Source organism: Paenibacillus sp. AK121, from assembly GCF_019042715.1.
GTDB lineage: Bacteria > Bacillota > Bacilli > Paenibacillales > Paenibacillaceae > Paenibacillus > Paenibacillus polymyxa_C.
The window spans coordinates 47,799-67,208 of the sequence record NZ_JAHPJM010000007.1 but is presented as its reverse complement, the minus strand read 5'-3'; the positions used below and the strand labels follow the sequence as shown (position 1 = coordinate 67,208).

Here is a 19,410-nt window from a genome sequence, read left to right as displayed (position 1 = left end):
AATGCTTTCACAGTTACTCGGCGTTTTTATAAAGTGTAAGCAGCTGGGTAAAGTCCGTAATAATCGCATCGGACCCTTCCAACTCATCATTCACACCAAATCCAGCGTAAGCACAGCCGATCACGGTCTGTCCGTTCTTTTTGCCAGCTTCCACATCGGAGGAACGATCTCCGACCATCCATACATTCGAAATATCGTGCTTGCTCAACAGAATTTCTAGCAAATTCACTTTGGAAAGCGTACTGTATTCCCCAGCGCTATACAGTCCTTCAAAAATAGGAACCATTTCATACGCAGCAGCAATCCCCTTTACGTAATCCTCCAGCCCGTTACTGGCTACGAATAATCGGACACCTTGCTCATGAAGTGCCTGGAGTGTTTCTTTTACATGTGGATACAGAGCATGACTTCCATTCTTCAACCCCTCCAGCTCCAGCTGAAGCAACAACTCGTCCGCTCTTCTGTGAGCTGCTTCACTGGCTTCTGGCATTACTCTTCTCCAGATTTCATCCAGCAGCATACCCAAACTATTCAAAATAAGCTCCTCCGGAGGAGTCTCTCCTTCATAAAGCCCTTCGGCGCGCAGCGTATCAAACAGCTTGTGATACGCAGGAAGCAGCAGCGTCTCCGTCTGAAAAAGTGTACCGTCCATATCAAATACCATAGCCTCAGGTTTCTTCAACACAGGTGCATTGTTCATGTAGTTATCAGTCATTCCTTTCCTAATGTAAGTTTACACTCCGACCCCTCTCATGATAAGCAATAAGAGAGGTCCGTGTAAACCTCATTGCGCATACCGTTAACTCTTATATTTTTTTAGAACGGTCCTAAAACAATGTAATCCGCCCCACATATCTGTGTGTAGAGCTCCTCGTGGAAGCTTGAGATCCACACCACTCCAATACGAAAATCCCGCTTGTTCTATCCATTGTTCCATCGCTGAAAGATCTACTGTAGGGTAATCAAACGTCAACAGAAGCATTCCGTCATCCCGTAAAGTTCGATGAAATTCACGCAAGGCCGCCAAAGATTCATCGGGCGTTAAATGCTCCAATACTGAAATACATACAATTTTGTCAAAACTGGCATCCTCATAGGGCAGGGCGGTCAGATTGGCATGGGCGGAGTGGAGCCGAACCGGTAAAATCTCCTGAATGCGCTCAGCGGCCTCCTCTCCAATATCCCGCCGCACCTCGGCCAAGATAGCATCTACAGAAACGATTCGTATATCCAGATCGCAGGCATAGACCTGAGCGCAACGGCGGGCCAGCTCAAATTTGAATGGATGAGGGATACCACATGCCGCATCCAATACCGTATCTTGCCCAGACATAAATTGGAGACACCACTCATACTCATAGGGACGACTCCACCAGCTTTGAGGGAGTCTGTAAATCATGTTGGACGAGTTGGGATCAGAATATACAAAAAAGCGAGACAGATACGGGTCAGCCATATTCATGAATGTAGCCTCCTCCTTTGGAGATGTTTAGATTACTTTTGCTACACAGCATAATTCATGACCCCGTTTCTCGCCTTGAAGCTTAGCCAACAATCCCATTTGTTCCGTAAAGGCAAGCTCACCGTACAATGGATGTGCTTGCAGCAAAGCATCCAAACCAGCAGGAAGCTGGCGGGTGAACAAAGCCACCGGACGCAAGCCGGACTTTTCCAGCAAGAGCGTCAGCGTATGATCTGAATAATGGTACAAATGATCTTCCTCCGTAAATAAAGGTGAATGAACGCCGTAAGCCTCGTTGGTAAACGAGTTCTTATTGGGCACCGTAATATATAACGTTCCGTCAGGTTGAAGCTGTTCGCACAAATCCGTCAAAAATGCGACTGGGTCCGCGATATGCTCCAGCACATGCCAGCATGCGATGGCTTCGTATGGGTGCTCCAAAGATAAGTCCAGTTCTTCCTCTAAACTTTCGGCCTCAATCCCTTCCTGAGCTTCATGAGCTTGGTGAATTTCCACTTCCACAGATTGTTGTGTTTGAGCATCTAATTCTGTTTCACCGTTCCAATAGCCGGGTAATAAATCTACCTCATATTTGCTTTTGGCGTAGGCACGCGAGTCACTGGACGGCTCAATGCCCACTGCATTCCAGCCAGCTTGAAGGGCAGCATGGATAAATTCTCCGGTGCCTGAGCCAATCTCTAGCAATTTTCCTTTTCTGGGACTGAACATATCGAGCAACATAAGTCCAAAAAGAGCATGATCCCCATAGGTGGACGCCGCTGCACTATCCCGCATAGCAACCCAATTGGCATTATAAATCTCTGCTATCATTTCCTCAGACTGAATATGATCCACATCCTTACGAAAAACCAATCCACAGGAGCCGCATCCCATCAAGGTAAAGCGTTGATAATCATGAAATACTACCGTGTCAGATGAGCCACACAGTTTGCATTTTACACTCTGCTCTGCTCCTTTCCCCTTCTCTGTAGCATAAAAGGTGTCCTTGGTTTCACTTTTTATTTGTGGTTCGGGTTTGTTCATAACCTGTACACTGGCCACCTTGGCGACATCCGAGGCGTCCACCTGATGGGCAGGTTCATATTCTGGTGTAGGTTCTTTTTCTGTATTTTTGTTGTCCTGATCCACCCAGAGCGTGAGTTGTGGGTTCGAGTCCAGAATTGATTCATATTGCTCTTTCCATCCATAACGAGCACTTGGGTCAAGCAGCTGGTACCGCTCAAATTTAGCCATGCGAATAGCAGGTGTATACCAACCCCAATGCTGAATACGGTAGTTGCTGATCTCTGTGGGAAGATCAAGTACATTTTCGGGTAATCTCCCACAGTGCAAGGACTGCTCCCTCCATTTATAAGGGAACCCTTCTTTATATCGAATTAAAAAAGGACGGTAATACCGATGAGCCTGCCAATATTCATCATCACGGTAATGCGTGGAAGACCACATATCAAACAACCTGAAACAAATCGTATCCGCTGTCGTTCCCGCTAACAAAGAATGTACCCCTTGGGCAAAGCGGGATTCGAACATTTCGTCAGCATCCATGCTTAATATCCATTCGGGAGAGGAAGCCAATGTTTCTTTCCACTGCTGCTTTCGCAGTTCGACTTCATTGGTAAAAGAGGGTGTTTCATTACGGATCAGACGCAGTGGGATTCCTTGTAAGATTTCCCGGCACAACTCTCCGCTATCGTCATGACTACCATCATCAATAATGACTGCTTCATCAATGTATTCTCGGTGGCTCAGCAGCACGTCTGTAAGCTTGTGATCTGCCTCATTGTATACCGTCATGGTCAGCGTCAATTTAGGATTAGAGACAGGCGGTGTATAAAGCTCACTTTGTCGTGGACCAGTGAACGTTGGTGGTACAACAAACGAATCCGCTGTGTACTTGGCAAAGACAGCAGTTTCGTGGAGATGATCGGGTATAACTGGAGGTTCAGGGAACTTAGGGGTTCTTGAAGATGCTGAACGATTGAAGGTTGGAGAGCTTGGAGAAGTATCAGAGTATTCCGCATGTGTTACATGCTCTGGATGGTTCGATGTAAAATATTTTAGGGTGAATAATAGCTGTTCTGCCTTCATTCGATCGGCTTCCCGATATAGATGCATTGCCGGATAGTGTGTGTCTACAAAAAGTGGAAATCCATATGCAGCCGCCCGAATACAAAAATGTCGATCTTCTCCCCAATAAGAAACGTTTTTGATTTTGCCAAAATGAATTCCTGCTTCCAGCGCCCGTCTGCGGATTAAGGTGCAAGCGCCTAGACCACCCACCTCATACAAACCAGGAATATGCAACTGGTGTATAAAATGCAACTCACGTTGCGCTCGCTCCTCTTTCGACAACACTTCGCCATCTTCACGGTGAAACAAGTTATATTCATCACTGACCCACACTTGAGGCAATAACGGTCCTTCCGGTTGCCAACGTGTCCAGAAAATCTCTGATACGATGTCTTTCTCCGTCTCCACCAGCCTGCACAAGGTACGAGAATGGAGAACCAGGTCTGAATCGACCAGAAACAACGCGTCATAATTGTGCTGAAGGGCATATTCAATAAGACGATTTTTAAAGCCAGCCACTTTCCAGACGAGAGCAGGCGGCCAATAATGGGTGTGCTCATCACTACGGTTCTCCACTTGCTGCGAGCCTGTTAACAAGGGCAAAACCCGACCCGGTAGCCGATTGGAAAAGTCAACTAGCCACTGGCTTGAAATCGGATTGTCATTATCATCGACAAACAAATAATCCGGTAGCACGTCAGGTGTCTCCAGGCGCTCCAAGGCTTGAAGAAACAAAGACAAAATTTCCGGCTTCTGGTGCACCGGGCTGCCGATTAATATACGCATGTGTCAACGCCTCCATCAGGCGGAAGCCTCATAACCGTTCCCCTCCATGTCCTAACGCATACCATAATTGCGACCAAGCTTTGGGAGTGAGCGTGGTATGAATGGACTTACACCTGGAAATATCATTGAAAACGACAACAATACAAAATACAATCTCCCCATTCGACGATAAAACCCATCCTGTCGCACGTCCTAACCCGGAATGTCACGCACATCGTTCAATCCATTCTCTCCCCCCAAACATCCAACTTGATTTTCTAATTTATTAGATCAGAACTGAATTTATGATCATCATCTCCTCTACACGTTCCATCCGAATTCTACATAATGAGCAAGCTATCCTAATAAAATGGGAATTATACCAAGTTATTTTGGAGGGACAAAGAGCATGGTAACTGTCAGCTTATGTATGATTGTCAAAAACGAAGAAGAAACCCTTCATACCTGTCTGGAATCAGTCCATGACCTGGTGGATGAAATCATTATCGTTGATACTGGATCTACCGATAGAACCCAAGAGGTCGCTGCAGCATCCAACGCTCGGATATACAATTTTGAGTGGTGCGATGATTTCTCCGCTGCTCGCAATTATGCGTTTGATCAGGCCACGCAAGAATATCAATTTTGGCTGGATGCCGATGACATACTGGAAGAAAAAGATCGACTATCCTTTCTTAACTGGAAAAAACAAGCCACCCTCTCTTATGACAGTATTACAATGGATTATGTGCTTTCCGTAGATGAACAAGGACAGCCGTTGTATAAGCTCAAAAGAAACCGAATTGTACGGCGTGATCGCAGATTCAGATGGACCGGATTTGTTCACGAGTTCCTGAATGTAACAGGCAGCATCTTTCACAGTAATATGGCGGTGACTCATAACAAGACACGCGCTTATACTGACCGTAATTTGCACATATATCTCAAACATCGGGAGCAGGGTACCGTATTTTCTGAACGAGATCACTACTACTTCGCCAATGAATTATATGATAACGGGCGCACGCTAGAAGCCATTCAGCAGTACGAACATTATCTAGGGCTAAATCAAGGATGGATAGAAGATCGGATTGCTGCTTGCTTTAAGCTTGCGGATTGCTACAATCGTCAAGGACAAAAACAGGAGCAACGTATGGCTTTGCTCCGCACACTTACCCTCGATGTACCACGCGCTCAGTTCTGCTGTGTTTTCGGCAATTTGTTCATTGAAGATGAACAATATGCTCAAGCCATTTATTGGTTTCGTCAAGCGACGCTGATCGAGCCCCTACAAGATGTAATGGCCTTAACCAATTCGTCGTACTATACCTGGTTTCCACACTTGCAATTATGCCTGTGTTATGACCGAATCGGTGACATCGAAAAGGCAAAATCGCATCATCGCATAGCTCAGTTGCACCATCCTACTCATCCAAGTGTTTTATATAACGAACAGTATTTTGCACAACTAGAGCAGCAGAAATAAGGAAGACGAACAATGGCTAAAGGCAGGGACCTGCCAGTTCACGTTCGGGTTTTCCTGCTCCAGAGTTAATACCCATGCTAGGCGCACTTAAAAAAGTCGATTCCTTCTGGGAATCGACTTTCTTGGTTTGAAAGTCGCTCGTTTTTATATCATTCCAGGTGTTTTTCGAACCACGTGAGCGAATCCTTCAGGGCTTTTTCCGGATTCATAACATACCTTCTATCCAATAATTCCAGACCTAGATATCCCTTATAATCTATACTGTTAAGTTCCTTTAACACTTCCACCATTGCTAATTTTCCTTCTCCGGGCACCAGATGTCCTCCAGGATTACCATCCACAAAATGTACATGCATTAAATTATTTCCCAGTTCCCTTATAAAATCATGAATGGTATCCTTTCCTGTAGTTTCCATCACATCTGTATCCGCTAAACCTTTTAAATAAGGACTCCCAACTTCTTTTATCATCTTGGAAATGTGCTCGACTCTATTAAACACCTGTGTGGTAAAAGAGGTAAAAGCCTCCATAGGAAGGTAAATCCCCTCTTTTTCTGCTGTTTTACATATTTCGCCTAAAGATTCTCTGCACCATTTCCACATTTCTGTCTCATCAACATCCAAGTATGCGATGCCTGTGGTCACCAACACTTTGTCACATTCCAGCAAAGATGCAGCTTCGATATGCCGGCAAAAAAACTCTACACTTCTCTTTCTATACTCCGGATCAGGATGGCTGATGCTTACCGGGTAGACATACTGCTCAGGGGTAAGGCAGATCGTCTTTAACCCTCTTTCTTTTACTTTTTTATTTAATTTTTTTATATCCTGATACGTAAAATAGTCTAAATGGAAATGTGGACCTGAAGCCCACAATTCAATATTATGGAATCCCAGCCTTGCAACAGAATCTAAAAAATACTCCATAGAATATCTTTTATAATGATAGTTTGCAGCCGCAATTTGTGAGATCTGTATCATAATAATTAGATACCTCCTTTTTACACAACGCTATATTAAAACGCTTCCAAGTAAAGTAGCTAATATTACAGATAAAATAATATTAATCATTCCAGGTATCATAAAACTGTGGTTCAATACATATTTACCAATTTTAGTCGTACCCGCTGTATCAAAAGATATGGCAGCAAGACACTGAGCAGATACTGGTAAAAAGAAGTTTGCATTTACAGCCATCCAGGCTCCAATTATGATGTAGGTAGGCAAATCAAGTGCAATGGCAATAGGTATCATAATTAACGTCGTGACACCTTGACTTGTAGTTAAAGCAGCAACGATAAACATGATAACGGCAAGCATCCACGGATGGCTATTTACAATCGTAGCAACATGATCTTGAATAAAAGCGCTTTGTCCGTTAATAAAGGTACTGCTCATCCAGGCTAACCCAAAGGCACAGACCATAGCCAGCGCCCCTGCCCTAAATATGGGTCCGTTAAGAATCGTTTCAATCGCCGGACGGCATACGATAATAATCATAGTAGCGCAGACTAGCATAATCATTTCAATGGTATGCGGCATTGATAGACTAGTAACCTCGCCATTCAGCACCCAGGATGGACGCAGCTGAGTAAACATGCCCATAATAACAATGGCTAAAACCCCCATCAAAAAGAGAACAACTGCGGCTTTCGCTCCTTTTGAAGTTTCTTTTTTCTCAGCCTTCTTTTCTGATTTTTCAATTAAGCCTTCTGCCAATCTATGCAAATATTCCGAATCTTCAGATAATTCTTTCCCTTTACGCAACGTGCACACCGCACTTGTAATGACACCTAAGAGTGTAGCAGGTATGGAAATGGCCAAGATAGTTCCCAAACTTACTCCAAGGGGTGACATAAATCCAATCATAGCAGCAGTAGCTGCTGAAACCGGTGAGCAAGTTACTGCCTGCTGGGAAGCAATGATACTATTTGAAATGGGTCTTTCCGGCCTGATATCATTATCAATGGCAAGCTTATTGATAATAGGCAATAAACTATATACGACATGCCCGGTTCCTGATAAGAAGGTAAATAACCAGGATATGATTGGAGCTATTATTGTAATATTCTTAGGTGACTTACTAAGCATTTTCTCTGCAATCTGGACGAGTAAGTTAAGTCCGCCTGAAGACTGCAGCGCAGAGGCAGCCAATACAACCGCTAAAATGATCAGCATCACATCAATGGGAGGAGCCGCTGGTTGGACATGAAAGATAAATACAAAAATCGCTACGCCCACTCCACCGAGCAAGCCCATAAAAACATCGCCAACTCTAGCGCCGAAGAAAATGAGTAAAAAGATGATCAATAGCTCAAACCAAAACATAAGAATTCTCCCTTTTTTTGATTTTACGAACTTTACCGATCTTTCATTATCTACAAGGGCGTAGCCGCCCTTTACTGAATACGCTTACAAAATTCTTATCATGCTTATTCTTCCGAGTCCAAACAACGAATGGGTGTGCCGTAGCCAAAAGCTCCGTTTATCTGGCATATTTTAGCCGCAAAAACCGCTCCTTTTTCCATGCTTGCTTTGATACTCCGAAGCATATCCTCATCTTCGTCGTAGAAAATCTTGCCGGCATTAGAACTTCTAATCATCTCTACAATAAAAGCGGTTATATAAGAGTCACCCGCTCCCATCGTATCCACGGTATCCGTCAATACCGCCGGCTGGTGCATCCATTGATCTTTATAGAGAGCAACTGATCCATTTTCTCCCACAGTTCCAATCACTATTTTAGAACCGAATTTCTGTGCTTTTAGCATTTCTCTTTTTCTTTCACTTTCCGTTAAATGACTGCATGAAAGGAATGAAATGTCCGCATACCGGCATATTTGTTCTAAATATTCATCATTCCAGCGTACCGAGAAATCATAGGAGATAGGCACATTCGTTTTTTTTAATGTTGCGAGATTCTGCTCTATATAGCTATTTAAACTGGTATGAATTACGGAGAAATTTTTAATGTAGTTCAAGTCATTTTCCGTAAAATCCCATGCCTTTTCCTTTGCAATACCGCCTTTATTGGAGCCCAGAAATACACGATCACCGTCTTCCAATGTAACCCGCGCATACCCATTTTCCCCTTCAAAAATCCGGCAATGGTTACGTTCTATCCCTAAATCGTCTATAACCTTTTGAATATACTGAGCTATATGATCATTACCAAACTTACCTAAATAAGATGCCTCCATACCACACATTCTGGCATACGCACAAAAGTTCAAGGCATTTCCACCAGGGTACATCATACCCTGGTGGACATATTTATCTACTACATTGTCACCAATGCCAATAACCTTATATTGTTCCATAAGAATATCCCCTCTAAAGGTTGCTAAAAGATTAATATTCAACCTTCCACATATATCTACGAGTTGTAAGCGGATGCGCTCTTTCAATGGCCAAAGCTTGGTTATAAACGGGGTAAACATTATTAAATAGAGAATGATTGAAGTAATCAACCACAGAGCTGTCAATGGTAGACAGTCCCAAATCCTTTGCGTCTAAAACCTCTACTCTCTTGGTATAACGGTTAAGGAACTTTAACGCTCTTTCATCTAAAGGTCGGGTACTTCCTTCAGAGACCTGAATGACAAATGGTATTTCAGCATCAGTAATCTCAAATGGTCCATGGAAATATTCACCTGAATGTATGCTGGAAGAGTTAATCCATTGCATCTCCATAAAAATGCAGATGCTTTGCATATAGGCAGCCCCGTAGCCAGCTCCGCTTGCCATGGTGTAGATTACGGAATCATCTTTATGATTTTTCGCAAAAGCCAGAGCACGCTTTTCCACGTGTTTGCATGCATTTTTAACAATTCGATCTATTTTTCCTACTCCGTCCAGGAATTTTTCATAATGCTCATATCCCTCAGTCTGATTTAATACCTCTACCGCCGTCATTAGTGCTTTCATGGTTTTCTCGCGGGCAATATCTTTGCCATCCCCAAATGTGTACTTCACCACATAGTCTGCTTGTTCTGTAATAGGAGAATCTTCAACCCATGTTAATGCAATAACTGGAACTCCTGCTGTTTTACCTAATTCTGCGGCCTTCACAGTCTCTGGTGTATTACCTTTATGTGATGCCACTACCAGTACTGAATTTTCTCCAAATGCTCTAGGTGTGTTATGCACAAACTCATTACTGGTATAAAGACCTACCTTAACTTCCTTTGCTTCTTTTTCAAGAAATGTTTTTGCAGGATAAAAAGCACCATAAGAACCACCGCAAGCTACATAATATACCTGCTTTATACCGCCAGCCTCTTGTTTATTTGCTACAATTTCTTCAATAATTTTTTTGATTTCCATTATCATTTCCTCCTTGTATGATACATTTTCTTGTTTTCCATTCCACACCGGTGTATGTATTGGAATATTATAAAGAAACAATAACACAAAACAATACATGAGGCAATAACACTTTGCTACTTTTTCTAGAGTACTGTTTCAATTCTCCCGATTTTTAAAGGAAAGACCCCTTATTGTAAGGGCTTACAAGCTATTCATAAATTGTATATACTGTTATAATATAAGCATGCCGATATAAAACAATATAATACATTTATAAAAACTTGATTTGGAGGTTGAACCGCATGATTGATCATTCAGAATCTTCACCGTTATATAGACAGCTGCAAGAAAGAATTTTAGATTCCATCCACAACGGTACTCTAAAACCAGGAGACAAACTCCCTACAGAATTAGAATTAAGTGAAACCAATAATGTGAGTCGTGTAACTGTCCGTGCGGCACTTGATTCACTTACCTCTGAAGGTTACTTGGTACGGATTCCGGGAAAAGGAACATTTATTACAAAAGATAAAATCAAAAAAAATGTCGTAGAGACCATTGGATTTAGCGATACTTGTAAATTACAAAATAAAGTGCCTGGTGCAAAAGTAATAAAATGCGTGATTGAAGATGCTACAGCATCAGATCAGGAACATTTAGGTTTAATGCCAGGGGATAAAGTAATCAATATAGAAAGAATCAGGTATGCTGACAATGTGCCGGTATCTGTAGAGTATTCACGTTTCCCTTCTTCTTTTTCTTTTTTGTTACAAGAGGATTTAAATAATATATCTCTTTATGATATTTTAAAAAATAAACACAAGATTACATTTGGAATATCAAGAAAATATATAGTTATGGAATTTGCCTCTTTTGATGTAGCCACCTATTTAAATATTGAGGAAGGCTATCCTCTGCTGTGTATTAAAAGTACTGTTTGTAATCCAGACGGCCAAAAAATCCATCGTTCCAAGCAGTTGATATTAGGGGATAGGTTCGAGTTGATTGTTTAAGATTATGAACAGATGCTTTTATGTAGATTTAATCCTAAAAAAGAAAGGCCACCTGCATTTGCAGATGGCCCTCCCTACTAAATTCCCTTAAAATACTTTCTTCCGGTCTCTTTCCCCTTTCAAAATTTCTACTGACTCACGGAAACGCAGCGAATGAATCACCTCACGTTCACGCAGAAACTTTAAACTATCCTGCAAATCCACATCATCTGTCAAATCAATCAGCCACTGGTATGTAGCTCGCGCCTTTTCCTCTGCCGCAATATCCTCATATAAATCCGCAATGGGATCGCCTTTGGCTTGAATATAGGTCGCGGTAAAAGGAACCCCCGCCGCATTTTCATAAAATAACGCACGATCATGTGCCGCATAATGTTCGCCCAGACCAGCCGCTTTTAATTGCTCCACACTCGCATCCTTCGTCAGCTTGTAAATCATCGTTGCAATCATCTCGAGGTGGGCAAATTCTTCCGTCCCGATGTCATTCAGTACACCAATCACTTTATCCGGAATGGTATACCGCTGATTCAGGTAACGCAAAGCTGCTGCGAGCTCTCCATCCGCTCCCCCGTACTGCTCCATAAGCAACTTGGCCATGTGAGGGTCGCATTTGCTGACACGTACAGGATATTGCAGCTTTTTCTCATATACCCACATTCATGTTCCTCCTTTATTAAAGGTTGTACCTGCTTATACCTGCCACGGCCAAGGCGCTTGACTCCACTCCCAAGGATACTTGGAATAAGCGCGACCAAAATTTTGCAAAGGCCCATATAGGAGCTGGTACTCGTTGGCAATCGCCGTTCTTTCCTGTGTTAGCTTGTTGAACTGTTCGATGGCCTGCAAATCATCCGGGTGTGTATCCAAATACAAATTCAGCTCTACCAAGACAAAATCCACCGCTTGGAGCTTCTCCAATAGCGCATAAAACTGGGCATCAACTGGCTTGGTTTGAGATGTATAGCCCTGAGCCGGGGGGATAGCTTGACTATAACCCTGGGCTTGGTTTTGGTACTGGTTCTGAGATGGATATGGACTCTGAGATGGATACGAATTTGAAAAAGGGTTTTGAGACTGATTCGGCGGTTGTTGACCACTCTCATACTGAACTTGCTGCTGAAATTGATTTGGGGACTGACCCTGATTTGGATTCTCCATATTATTCGCCTCCCCCCTGGTTTCTCCTAGGCTCATAAGGACTGAAAAGCAATGGCCATAGCGTTCCTTTCGTCAGCGCCTCTTCTGGACTGAATTGCGGCAGACCAGGGGGCTGAAATTGTATAAACAAGTTTGGCGGAAGCACATAAGTCTTGCATAGAATGGGCGGACACGGATCGAACGGGCCGACAAACGGGGCATACTGACCTTGCTGTGGAAATTTCACGGGCCGGGACCTCCTTTAATTGATCCATCTGCTTTACTATTCAACATATGCCGCATCGCCCAAGTCTCGAACAGAAAAATTTGTTCAAAGAAATAAAATTCAAAAAGAGCCTTTAAAACCACGATAATGTGGATTTAAAGGCTCTTTCTTCAGCACTCTATATAACTTACATATCTGAACTAATTATACCTATCTCTGTGGGTCAGGACTCCTCATCGCTGGAATGTTCATCTTCAATGACAGGCTCAACTTTGCGGTGAATTTTCACTCTCATGATACGAAGCCTTGTTGCTTCCTCCACTTCAAAGGTCAGATTATAAAACTCTATTTTCTTCCCTTTCACCGGACTGCCTTCTAATTCCTTGAACAGCCAGCCTCCGATGGAGTCCACCTCGTCGTCTTCAATGTTCACTCCAGTCAAATCATTCACATCCTCAATGAGCATACGACCGTCCACAGAGATGAAGTCTTCCTTCATTTCCACGCTTGGACGTTCATCTTCAAACTCATCATAGAGATCCCCGACGATTTCCTCCAGAATTTCCTCCGCTGTCAGCAGACCGGCGGTTCCGCCGTATTCATCCACCACGAGAGTCATTTGGGAGTGCTTTTTCTGCATAAGGCGCAGCACATGACTTACTTCCATAGACTCAGGCACATTCAGAATTGGACGCACCACTGAGGCCAGATCCAGTTGTTCGCCCTGCTCGGCTAACAGTAGATCTGTAATATGAACAAAACCGATAATCTGATCTTTATCCTCAACCGCTACCGGGTAACGGGAATGCTTGGTTTCACTGATAATCTTCAGATTTTCCTTAAACGACAAATTCGTGTACAAACAATCCATATCCGTACGCGGCAACATGATTTCACGAGCAAGCAAGTCGGAAAAATCAAAGATATTATCCATCAGTTTGATTTCATCCTTATCGATTACACCGCTTTTGGCGCTCTGATTCATCAATATACGGATCTCTTCCTCCGAATGTGCCGCTTCGGCTTCACTGGCCGGCTGAATGCCGAATGCCCGTAACAGCATGTTTGCGGCAGCATTCAACACCCAGATTACAGGGAGAAAAACCTTATAAAAAAGCAGCAAGGGCGCCGATAAAAACAACGCTACTCCTTCGGTCTTTTGAATCGCCAAAGACTTGGGAGCCAGTTCGCCCAATACAATATGCAAAAAAGTAATTACGCAAAATCCGACGACAACGGATACCGTTGTAATGAGTGTACCGTCAGTTACACCGAGTTTGTGCATGAGTGGCTCTATCAGGTAGCCGGATATTGCTGGCTCACCAATCCAGCCTAGCCCCAATGAAGCCAGCGTAATGCCCAATTGGGTGGCAGACAGATAAGCATCCAACTTTTGGTTCACCTTCAGCGCATAGCCTGCCAGGCGATGCCCCTCACTCTGGAGCTGCGTCAATCGGGATTGGCGCATTTTGACCAGCGAAAACTCTGCGGCCACAAAGACACCATTTAGAAAGACAAGCAGCAGTACCAAGAAGAGATTCACCCCTAGCAATCCCCAATGAAACTCGGTATGACCATCCAATACGAACTCCCCATTTCTTTAGTTAGCATTTTGCACCATTCGACTTGCAAGCTATTCAATTCAATATTTATGATTGGAAACATGGAATTGGAATCATGTAAAAATGCTTATAATTGCAATGCTTTTCTTGATTTAAAGTCTACACCCTTGTAATACATATCCGCTACGAGTAGATTCGGCCCGCAACAGGCAGCCGCATCGCAATGACAGTTCACGGTCTGATTCAGCGGATGCTCATTCAGCCATTCACCGAAAATATTGTCCAGACTGTTTTCCTGAATATTTCCGAAAGCTGGAATGTCTGCAAAATCCGTCACATATACGCTACCCGTGAACATATTCACATTTACACGGTTTCTTCCGTCTGGATCATTACGCACCGTAATATTCGGTTCTTGGCGCAAGCGACGAAGCAATTTACGGTCTTCCTCCCGCTCAGAACAAGCAAAGAACGGTAGTGTACCAAATAACATCCACATGTCCTGATTTCGCACATCCAGCAGCTTATCAATAGAGTTCCGCATATCGTCAAGGGACAGTACAGGCAAGGCAGAAGCAAAATTCGATGCGTACATCGGATGAACCTCATGTCGGCGGCATCCCATTTCGTTGATCAACTGATGAATGCCTTCTAGCTTCGTATGTGTCCGATAATTAATCATGGACTCAGCTGAAATGAACATCCCCATTTCGCTCAATCTGCGTGCATTCTCTATCATTTTTTCATACAGGCGCACAGCACCCGCGCGTGGAGTCGGACGTCCGGTATTTGCAAATCCCACTTCATAAAAATCGTCTGCATTTAAATAATTAAACGATATATGCATGACATCCAGATACGGTAGCATCTTCTCATATCTTCTGATATCCAATGTCAGGTTGGAGTTAATTTGCGAACGAATACCGCGCTCTTTAGCATACTTCAACAGCGGAACGATCACATCGTCCACTGTTTTATCAAGCAATGCAGGTTCTCCGCCTGTAATACTTATTGTCTCCAGATGCTCAACTTCATCCAGCCGCTTCAGCATCAAATCTAAAGGAAGGAAAGGGGCCTCCTTCATAACCAGCATATCGCCGACAGCGCAATGCTCACAGCGCATATTACATAAATGTGTTACGGTCATTTCCACACTTGTAAGCAAATGACGACCATGTGTACGCAGTGAGACAATCGGGTCCCACGGATCATACGTTGGCGATATTTGGGGTAGTGTGTTATTTTGTAGAACTGTCATTATGTTTTCACCTTATTTCTGTTATTAACCTCAAAAGACGTATAATTATCATATCATGATGTGTAAAGTGCCTGCATGCTTTCTTCCACATCCTCTGCTAATCTACGCGTACTCCTCCGAAAGGGCCGGTAGCAGCGCCTAATGTATTTGTAATCATAACCGAAAGGGATACGGATAAATCCACATCATAAGGCGCCTTCAGTTCCTGCCCATCCCGGTCTCTTACAATACGAATGACAGGCCTTTGCGGGATTTTGGGATGTATACGCACTACGACTCCCTCTTCCCCTGTGTTGAGCATTACAGAAAGCCCCAGAGGGTAAATAGCTACACAGTCACGAAAGGCTTCCAGCATCCGCTGCTCATACAGCGTTCCTGCCCCGGCGTATAGCACCTCCATTGCTTCATAAGGCAACAAAGCCTGCTTGTAGATTCGACTTGCCGTCATCGCGTCATACGAGTCCGCCAGACCGATCCATTTCGCATATTCGTGGATTTGGTCCTTTTTCCAACCGTGTGGGTATCCACTACCGTCAATACGCTCATGATGCTGTAATGCACAATGAGCTGACAACAAGGGAATCCCGGGTTCGTCTTTAAGTAGCTTATAGCCGATCACTGTATGTGTTTTCATATGCTCATATTCCTCGTCCGTCAATTTACCCGGCTTATAGAGCACTTGAGGTGAAATCTTCATTTTACCGATATCGTGCAGTAATGAACCTATCCCTAGCTCCATGAGCTGATTATTATCGTAGCCATTGGATATCCCCAGGACTAGTGAATACAAGCATACATTCAAAGAATGATGATACAAATCCTGATCCGCGGCCCCGATATCCATCAACATAATGATGGCATCCTGGCGGCCTCCAATATCGTCCAGAATCGATTCCATGACCTTATAAAATGACTTGCCAAAATATTTGTGCTTATGATCTACGGAGTAGGATGACAAACCCTGAAACTGCTTTTTGATTTCCTGTAGCGCCGCCGCCCTTGTCTGTTCATGGATCATCTCGGGTATGACGATATCTTCTGTCACAGCATCCTCAATGTATACATATCCAATTCCGACTTGGCCTAGACGTTCAATCAATCGCGAAGTAAGCTCAACACCTTCCGAGAGCAGCACCATTCCATTTTCATTGTATATTTTTTTGCCCAGCTTCATGCCGGCTCTCAATAATGTAACAGGTACCAGTCGCAGCTTAATCCTCTCCCGATTGTTTTGATACCTGAAGCCACCTAGCTGCAAAACATTCTTCCATCGCGCCCGGACGCTTCAACTCCATTTCAATCAAATCCCGTAAAAATTCTGGAAGCATAAATCGGAGATCTGTTCCGTTCGCAAGCACCTTATAGCCTGCTTTGAAAGTGAACATATCCAACGTGCCCACTGTGTATTCCTCATCTTCTTCCAAAGGTTGACCCGCTACACGAATGTCCGTCACTTTTTCATAAGGAGCACGGTCCGGATCATACTGAATGGTCAACCCTTCCACACACATCGTGCCCAGCACTTTGCCTCTGAAGCCAAAGCCCGACATGGGCTTGTCTGTAAATTCAGGCAGCAAAGATTGCTCCAGGGCCAACCGAATGTCTCTTCCCCGCAACTTCATAACACAGGGATTAATCGGCGATGGGCATAAGGAATGCAGTATTCCTTTGCTAATATCTCCTTGAGGCAATGGACCAAGCAGTTGACCTGCATTGACGAGGGCAATTTCGGTTCCTGTAAAATGGGACACCGATTGTGCCAGCAAATTCCCGAAAGGGGACTCCTCATTATAGGCGATCTCCAATTCCCGATCTGTTACTGCTACCGTGCTCTCCATGGCGCGTTCTGCTTGTCTGCGATGCAACACAATGGCCGATGCCACTTTTTCGTCTAGCAGCGTCTGATCCACAGGAACTACGCCGCCTGAGGTAACTCGAAACGGTTCAAGACTATGGTTACGGGTTAGTGTCACTTCACCGAGCAACGTTCCGAACTTCCCGGCCCCACATAGAACGGTGTTCCCGATCTGAAGCGGTTCCTCCAGCACATGGTGGGTGTGACCACCAAGGATAACGTCAATCTCAGGAAACTGGGACGCTAATTTCTCATCAGAGGGTAAACCCAGGTGAGACATCACGACCACCACATCCACCTGCTTTCTGAGTGACGCGATCTGCTTCCCCAGCACCTCAAACGGATCGAGCACATCCCAGCCCAACAATTGATAAAACTCTGTAAAAGGAGCCGTCACACCTAGTAAACCGATCTTGATTCCTGCTTTGTTTAGAATAACAGATTCCTTCATCCACAAAGGAATCCTCCCCGTAGCACGCTCTGTCAGATTGCCACATACAACTGGACAATGAATGCCCGCATATGCCTGTTCAATCATATCCGAGGTAAAAGTCAGTCCCTCATTATTACCGATCGTAATTGCATCGTATCCTGTCAGATTAATCACATCCACATTTGCCCCACCGAGCGTTCCTTCCGTTTCGGGGGCCATCCGATCCATGTGGTCTCCTATGTCCAGCACAAGAAGCGCATCCCCTGATGCAGCTTTTCGTTCATTAATCATCGCGGCTATCGAAGGCATACTGCCAAAATGACTATGGATATCATTGGTATGCAAAATGGTCAACGTTTGCCGAGTCGTCATCTCCATAACCGCCCTCCTCTATATTTTATATATCGACTTTGGAGCTTCTAATGTTTAAGCATACCATGTTATTTAGCAATATGGTACATATGAGGTGGACATAGATAGTGAAAATCATTGACATTGCCTTCTATATGTAACTCAGAGGAGACGGGTCCTTGGGACCTATTTTACAGCTTGGAATAATAGTAAATTAGTCGTTGTCATCCCATATAATTCTTGATATATTAAGTTTGTTTCGTATTTTCGACAAATTTACGACAAGGAGGTTAGCACATGAGAGTTCACGTTACCGATGCCAAGCCGGGAGATCGCCTCAAATCCGATACATACAATGGGCACGGTGTACCTGTCTTGATTCAGGGCACCGAGCTTCAGCATGACGATATTTCCAAGCTCATTATGCATGGTGTCGATTATATTGACATTGATGCTGGTTCTACGAGCATTCCGGTTGGCTTTGCCCCCGATGTTCCTGCTTCCCCCGAGTCCCTCAAACGCGCCGTTCCCCTCATGGAGCAAACGATCAGTGGCTTTGAAAGCATGTTCCTCGAAGCTTCCTCAACTGGAAAATTTGATGAACATCGAGTTGATGAGCTGTTCGCCCCTCTTGTTTCAGAGCTGGCTCGTCAAAAAGATGTCGTATCTCTACTGTTAATTATGGAACGGGGAGATCACTATACCTATAACCATTCTCTCCAAGTAGGTATACTGTCATATTACATTGCCACTTGGCTTGGATATACAGAGGAAGAGGCATATGCCGCGGGAAAAGCTGGATATTTACACGATATAGGCAAGTCTATGATACCAGATGAAATTTTAAATAAACCGGATAAACTAACACCTGAAGAATTTCATGAGATGAAGAAACATTCTCTGTATGGCTATGATATTATTCGCAATTCAACCAGCGATGATATTTCAGCAATTGTCGCCTTGCAGCATCACGAACGCGAAGACGGAAGTGGATACCCCCACGGACTGTTCAAGGAAGAGATTCATCCTTTTGCCAGCATAACAGCTGTTGCCGACGTATACAGCGCGATGATTTCCAACCGTGTGTATCAGACAAAACAGGAGTTGCTCACCGTATTACGTGAGCTGCACAGTATGAGTTTTGGACATCTGAATCCAGAAACTACCCAAGTGTTCATCAGACATATGCTTCCGAATTTTATTAATAAGCAGGTTCTATTGACTACAGGCCAGACAGGAACCATTATTCTGAACAATCCTGTGGATTACTTCAGACCCTTAGTAAGAATTAACGATAATGAATATATAGATTTGTCAAAGGAACGCCATGTATACATTGATGAAATTTATCTGGAATCCTGATCTGCCACTGCCACCCGGCGTTACTTTGTTTGTACGGAATGTTTTACCGAAGCACAGGCTACACGAATAAAAAGAGACTGTCCTTTAATCCGTAGGTTTTTC

Annotated in this window: 17 protein-coding genes; 3 read left to right on the top strand and 14 right to left on the bottom strand. The window is 43.9% G+C overall.

Annotated elements, in window-relative coordinates; all coding sequences use genetic code 11:
* Positions 1-13 precede the first annotated feature (13 nt).
* From KSP24_RS14415 to KSP24_RS14405, 3 genes are all read right to left on the bottom strand, one after another.
* On the bottom strand, positions 14-715 hold the full coding sequence (locus KSP24_RS14415) for an HAD family hydrolase (RefSeq protein ID WP_016819605.1): 702 nt from the start codon (positions 713-715) through the stop codon (positions 14-16).
* Between the two features lie 84 nt (positions 716-799).
* Positions 800-1,462, bottom strand: coding sequence for a class I SAM-dependent methyltransferase (locus KSP24_RS14410; protein ID WP_025676031.1), 663 nt, complete (start codon positions 1,460-1,462; stop codon positions 800-802).
* A gap of 27 nt (positions 1,463-1,489) precedes the next feature.
* On the bottom strand, positions 1,490-4,339 hold the full coding sequence (locus KSP24_RS14405; protein WP_216975528.1) for a methyltransferase domain-containing protein: 2,850 nt from the start codon (positions 4,337-4,339) through the stop codon (positions 1,490-1,492).
* 388 nt (positions 4,340-4,727) lie between these two features.
* Between KSP24_RS14405 and KSP24_RS14400 the strand changes: the two genes are divergently transcribed.
* Positions 4,728-5,804: a glycosyltransferase family 2 protein gene (locus KSP24_RS14400; protein WP_216975526.1), complete on the top strand. Its 1,077-nt coding sequence runs from the start codon at positions 4,728-4,730 to the stop codon at positions 5,802-5,804.
* 149 nt (positions 5,805-5,953) lie between these two features.
* On the opposite strand, the gene KSP24_RS14395 is transcribed toward KSP24_RS14400, so the two are convergent.
* From KSP24_RS14395 to KSP24_RS14380, 4 genes are all read right to left on the bottom strand, one after another.
* On the bottom strand, positions 5,954-6,784 hold the full coding sequence (locus KSP24_RS14395; RefSeq protein ID WP_058711210.1) for a sugar phosphate isomerase/epimerase family protein: 831 nt from the start codon (positions 6,782-6,784) through the stop codon (positions 5,954-5,956).
* Between the two features lie 30 nt (positions 6,785-6,814).
* Positions 6,815-8,131 (bottom strand): anaerobic C4-dicarboxylate transporter family protein, encoded by a 1,317-nt coding sequence (locus KSP24_RS14390; RefSeq protein WP_040101729.1) that lies wholly within the window; start codon positions 8,129-8,131, stop codon positions 6,815-6,817.
* A gap of 104 nt (positions 8,132-8,235) precedes the next feature.
* Positions 8,236-9,123: a fructoselysine 6-kinase gene (locus KSP24_RS14385; protein WP_216975524.1), complete on the bottom strand. Its 888-nt coding sequence runs from the start codon at positions 9,121-9,123 to the stop codon at positions 8,236-8,238.
* Between the two features lie 31 nt (positions 9,124-9,154).
* Positions 9,155-10,129, bottom strand: coding sequence for an SIS domain-containing protein (locus KSP24_RS14380; protein ID WP_064963848.1), 975 nt, complete (start codon positions 10,127-10,129; stop codon positions 9,155-9,157).
* 284 nt (positions 10,130-10,413) lie between these two features.
* Between KSP24_RS14380 and KSP24_RS14375 the strand changes: the two genes are divergently transcribed.
* On the top strand, positions 10,414-11,124 hold the full coding sequence (locus KSP24_RS14375) for a GntR family transcriptional regulator (protein WP_064963849.1): 711 nt from the start codon (positions 10,414-10,416) through the stop codon (positions 11,122-11,124).
* An 87-nt stretch (positions 11,125-11,211) separates the two neighbouring features.
* Here the strand turns inward: KSP24_RS14375 and KSP24_RS14370 are convergent, their stop codons facing one another.
* The 7 genes from KSP24_RS14370 to KSP24_RS14340 all read right to left on the bottom strand — a co-directional run bounded on the left by KSP24_RS14370 (position 11,212) and on the right by KSP24_RS14340 (position 17,973).
* Positions 11,212-11,781 (bottom strand): manganese catalase family protein, encoded by a 570-nt coding sequence (locus KSP24_RS14370; protein WP_013370315.1) that lies wholly within the window; start codon positions 11,779-11,781, stop codon positions 11,212-11,214.
* Between the two features lie 33 nt (positions 11,782-11,814).
* On the bottom strand, positions 11,815-12,282 hold the full coding sequence (locus KSP24_RS25485) for a spore coat protein CotJB (RefSeq protein WP_014599603.1): 468 nt from the start codon (positions 12,280-12,282) through the stop codon (positions 11,815-11,817).
* Between the two features lies 1 nt (position 12,283).
* Positions 12,284-12,508, bottom strand: a complete 225-nt coding sequence (locus tag KSP24_RS14360; protein WP_013370312.1) for a spore coat associated protein CotJA — start codon at positions 12,506-12,508, stop codon at positions 12,284-12,286.
* 202 nt (positions 12,509-12,710) lie between these two features.
* Complete coding sequence (locus KSP24_RS14355; RefSeq protein WP_216975522.1) at positions 12,711-14,069, bottom strand: hemolysin family protein; 1,359 nt, start codon at positions 14,067-14,069, stop codon at positions 12,711-12,713.
* Positions 14,070-14,176: 107 nt separating this feature from the next.
* Entirely contained in the window at positions 14,177-15,307 is a 1,131-nt protein-coding gene (gene yfkAB / locus KSP24_RS14350) for a radical SAM/CxCxxxxC motif protein YfkAB (RefSeq protein WP_013370310.1), read from the bottom strand.
* Between the two features lie 97 nt (positions 15,308-15,404).
* Positions 15,405-16,565, bottom strand: coding sequence for an HD-GYP domain-containing protein (locus KSP24_RS14345; protein WP_025676023.1), 1,161 nt, complete (start codon positions 16,563-16,565; stop codon positions 15,405-15,407).
* Positions 16,519-17,973 carry a bifunctional metallophosphatase/5'-nucleotidase gene (locus KSP24_RS14340; protein ID WP_025676022.1) on the bottom strand — a complete coding sequence of 485 codons (1,455 nt, stop codon included), beginning with the start codon at positions 17,971-17,973 and terminating at the stop codon, positions 16,519-16,521. Before KSP24_RS14340 ends, KSP24_RS14345 begins: the two co-directional genes overlap by 47 nt.
* A 270-nt stretch (positions 17,974-18,243) precedes the next feature.
* Between KSP24_RS14340 and KSP24_RS14335 the strand changes: the two genes are divergently transcribed.
* Entirely contained in the window at positions 18,244-19,308 is a 1,065-nt protein-coding gene (locus tag KSP24_RS14335; RefSeq protein WP_013370307.1) for an HD-GYP domain-containing protein, read from the top strand.
* Positions 19,309-19,410: the final 102 nt, after the last annotated feature.

Coding starts and splice junctions, on each gene's coding strand:
- KSP24_RS14415 (WP_016819605.1), bottom strand. CDS start 715: ATGACTGATAACTACATGAACAATGCACCTGTGTTGAAGAAACCTGAG.
- KSP24_RS14410 (WP_025676031.1), bottom strand. CDS start 1,462: ATGAATATGGCTGACCCGTATCTGTCTCGCTTTTTTGTATATTCTGAT.
- KSP24_RS14405 (WP_216975528.1), bottom strand. CDS start 4,339: ATGCGTATATTAATCGGCAGCCCGGTGCACCAGAAGCCGGAAATTTTG.
- KSP24_RS14400 (WP_216975526.1), top strand. CDS start 4,728: ATGGTAACTGTCAGCTTATGTATGATTGTCAAAAACGAAGAAGAAACC.
- KSP24_RS14395 (WP_058711210.1), bottom strand. CDS start 6,784: ATGATACAGATCTCACAAATTGCGGCTGCAAACTATCATTATAAAAGA.
- KSP24_RS14390 (WP_040101729.1), bottom strand. CDS start 8,131: ATGTTTTGGTTTGAGCTATTGATCATCTTTTTACTCATTTTCTTCGGC.
- KSP24_RS14385 (WP_216975524.1), bottom strand. CDS start 9,123: ATGGAACAATATAAGGTTATTGGCATTGGTGACAATGTAGTAGATAAA.
- KSP24_RS14380 (WP_064963848.1), bottom strand. CDS start 10,129: ATGGAAATCAAAAAAATTATTGAAGAAATTGTAGCAAATAAACAAGAG.
- KSP24_RS14375 (WP_064963849.1), top strand. CDS start 10,414: ATGATTGATCATTCAGAATCTTCACCGTTATATAGACAGCTGCAAGAA.
- KSP24_RS14370 (WP_013370315.1), bottom strand. CDS start 11,781: ATGTGGGTATATGAGAAAAAGCTGCAATATCCTGTACGTGTCAGCAAA.
- KSP24_RS25485 (WP_014599603.1), bottom strand. CDS start 12,282: ATGGAGAATCCAAATCAGGGTCAGTCCCCAAATCAATTTCAGCAGCAA.
- yfkAB (WP_013370310.1), bottom strand. CDS start 15,307: ATGACAGTTCTACAAAATAACACACTACCCCAAATATCGCCAACGTAT.
- KSP24_RS14340 (WP_025676022.1), bottom strand. CDS start 17,973: ATGGAGATGACGACTCGGCAAACGTTGACCATTTTGCATACCAATGAT.
- KSP24_RS14335 (WP_013370307.1), top strand. CDS start 18,244: ATGAGAGTTCACGTTACCGATGCCAAGCCGGGAGATCGCCTCAAATCC.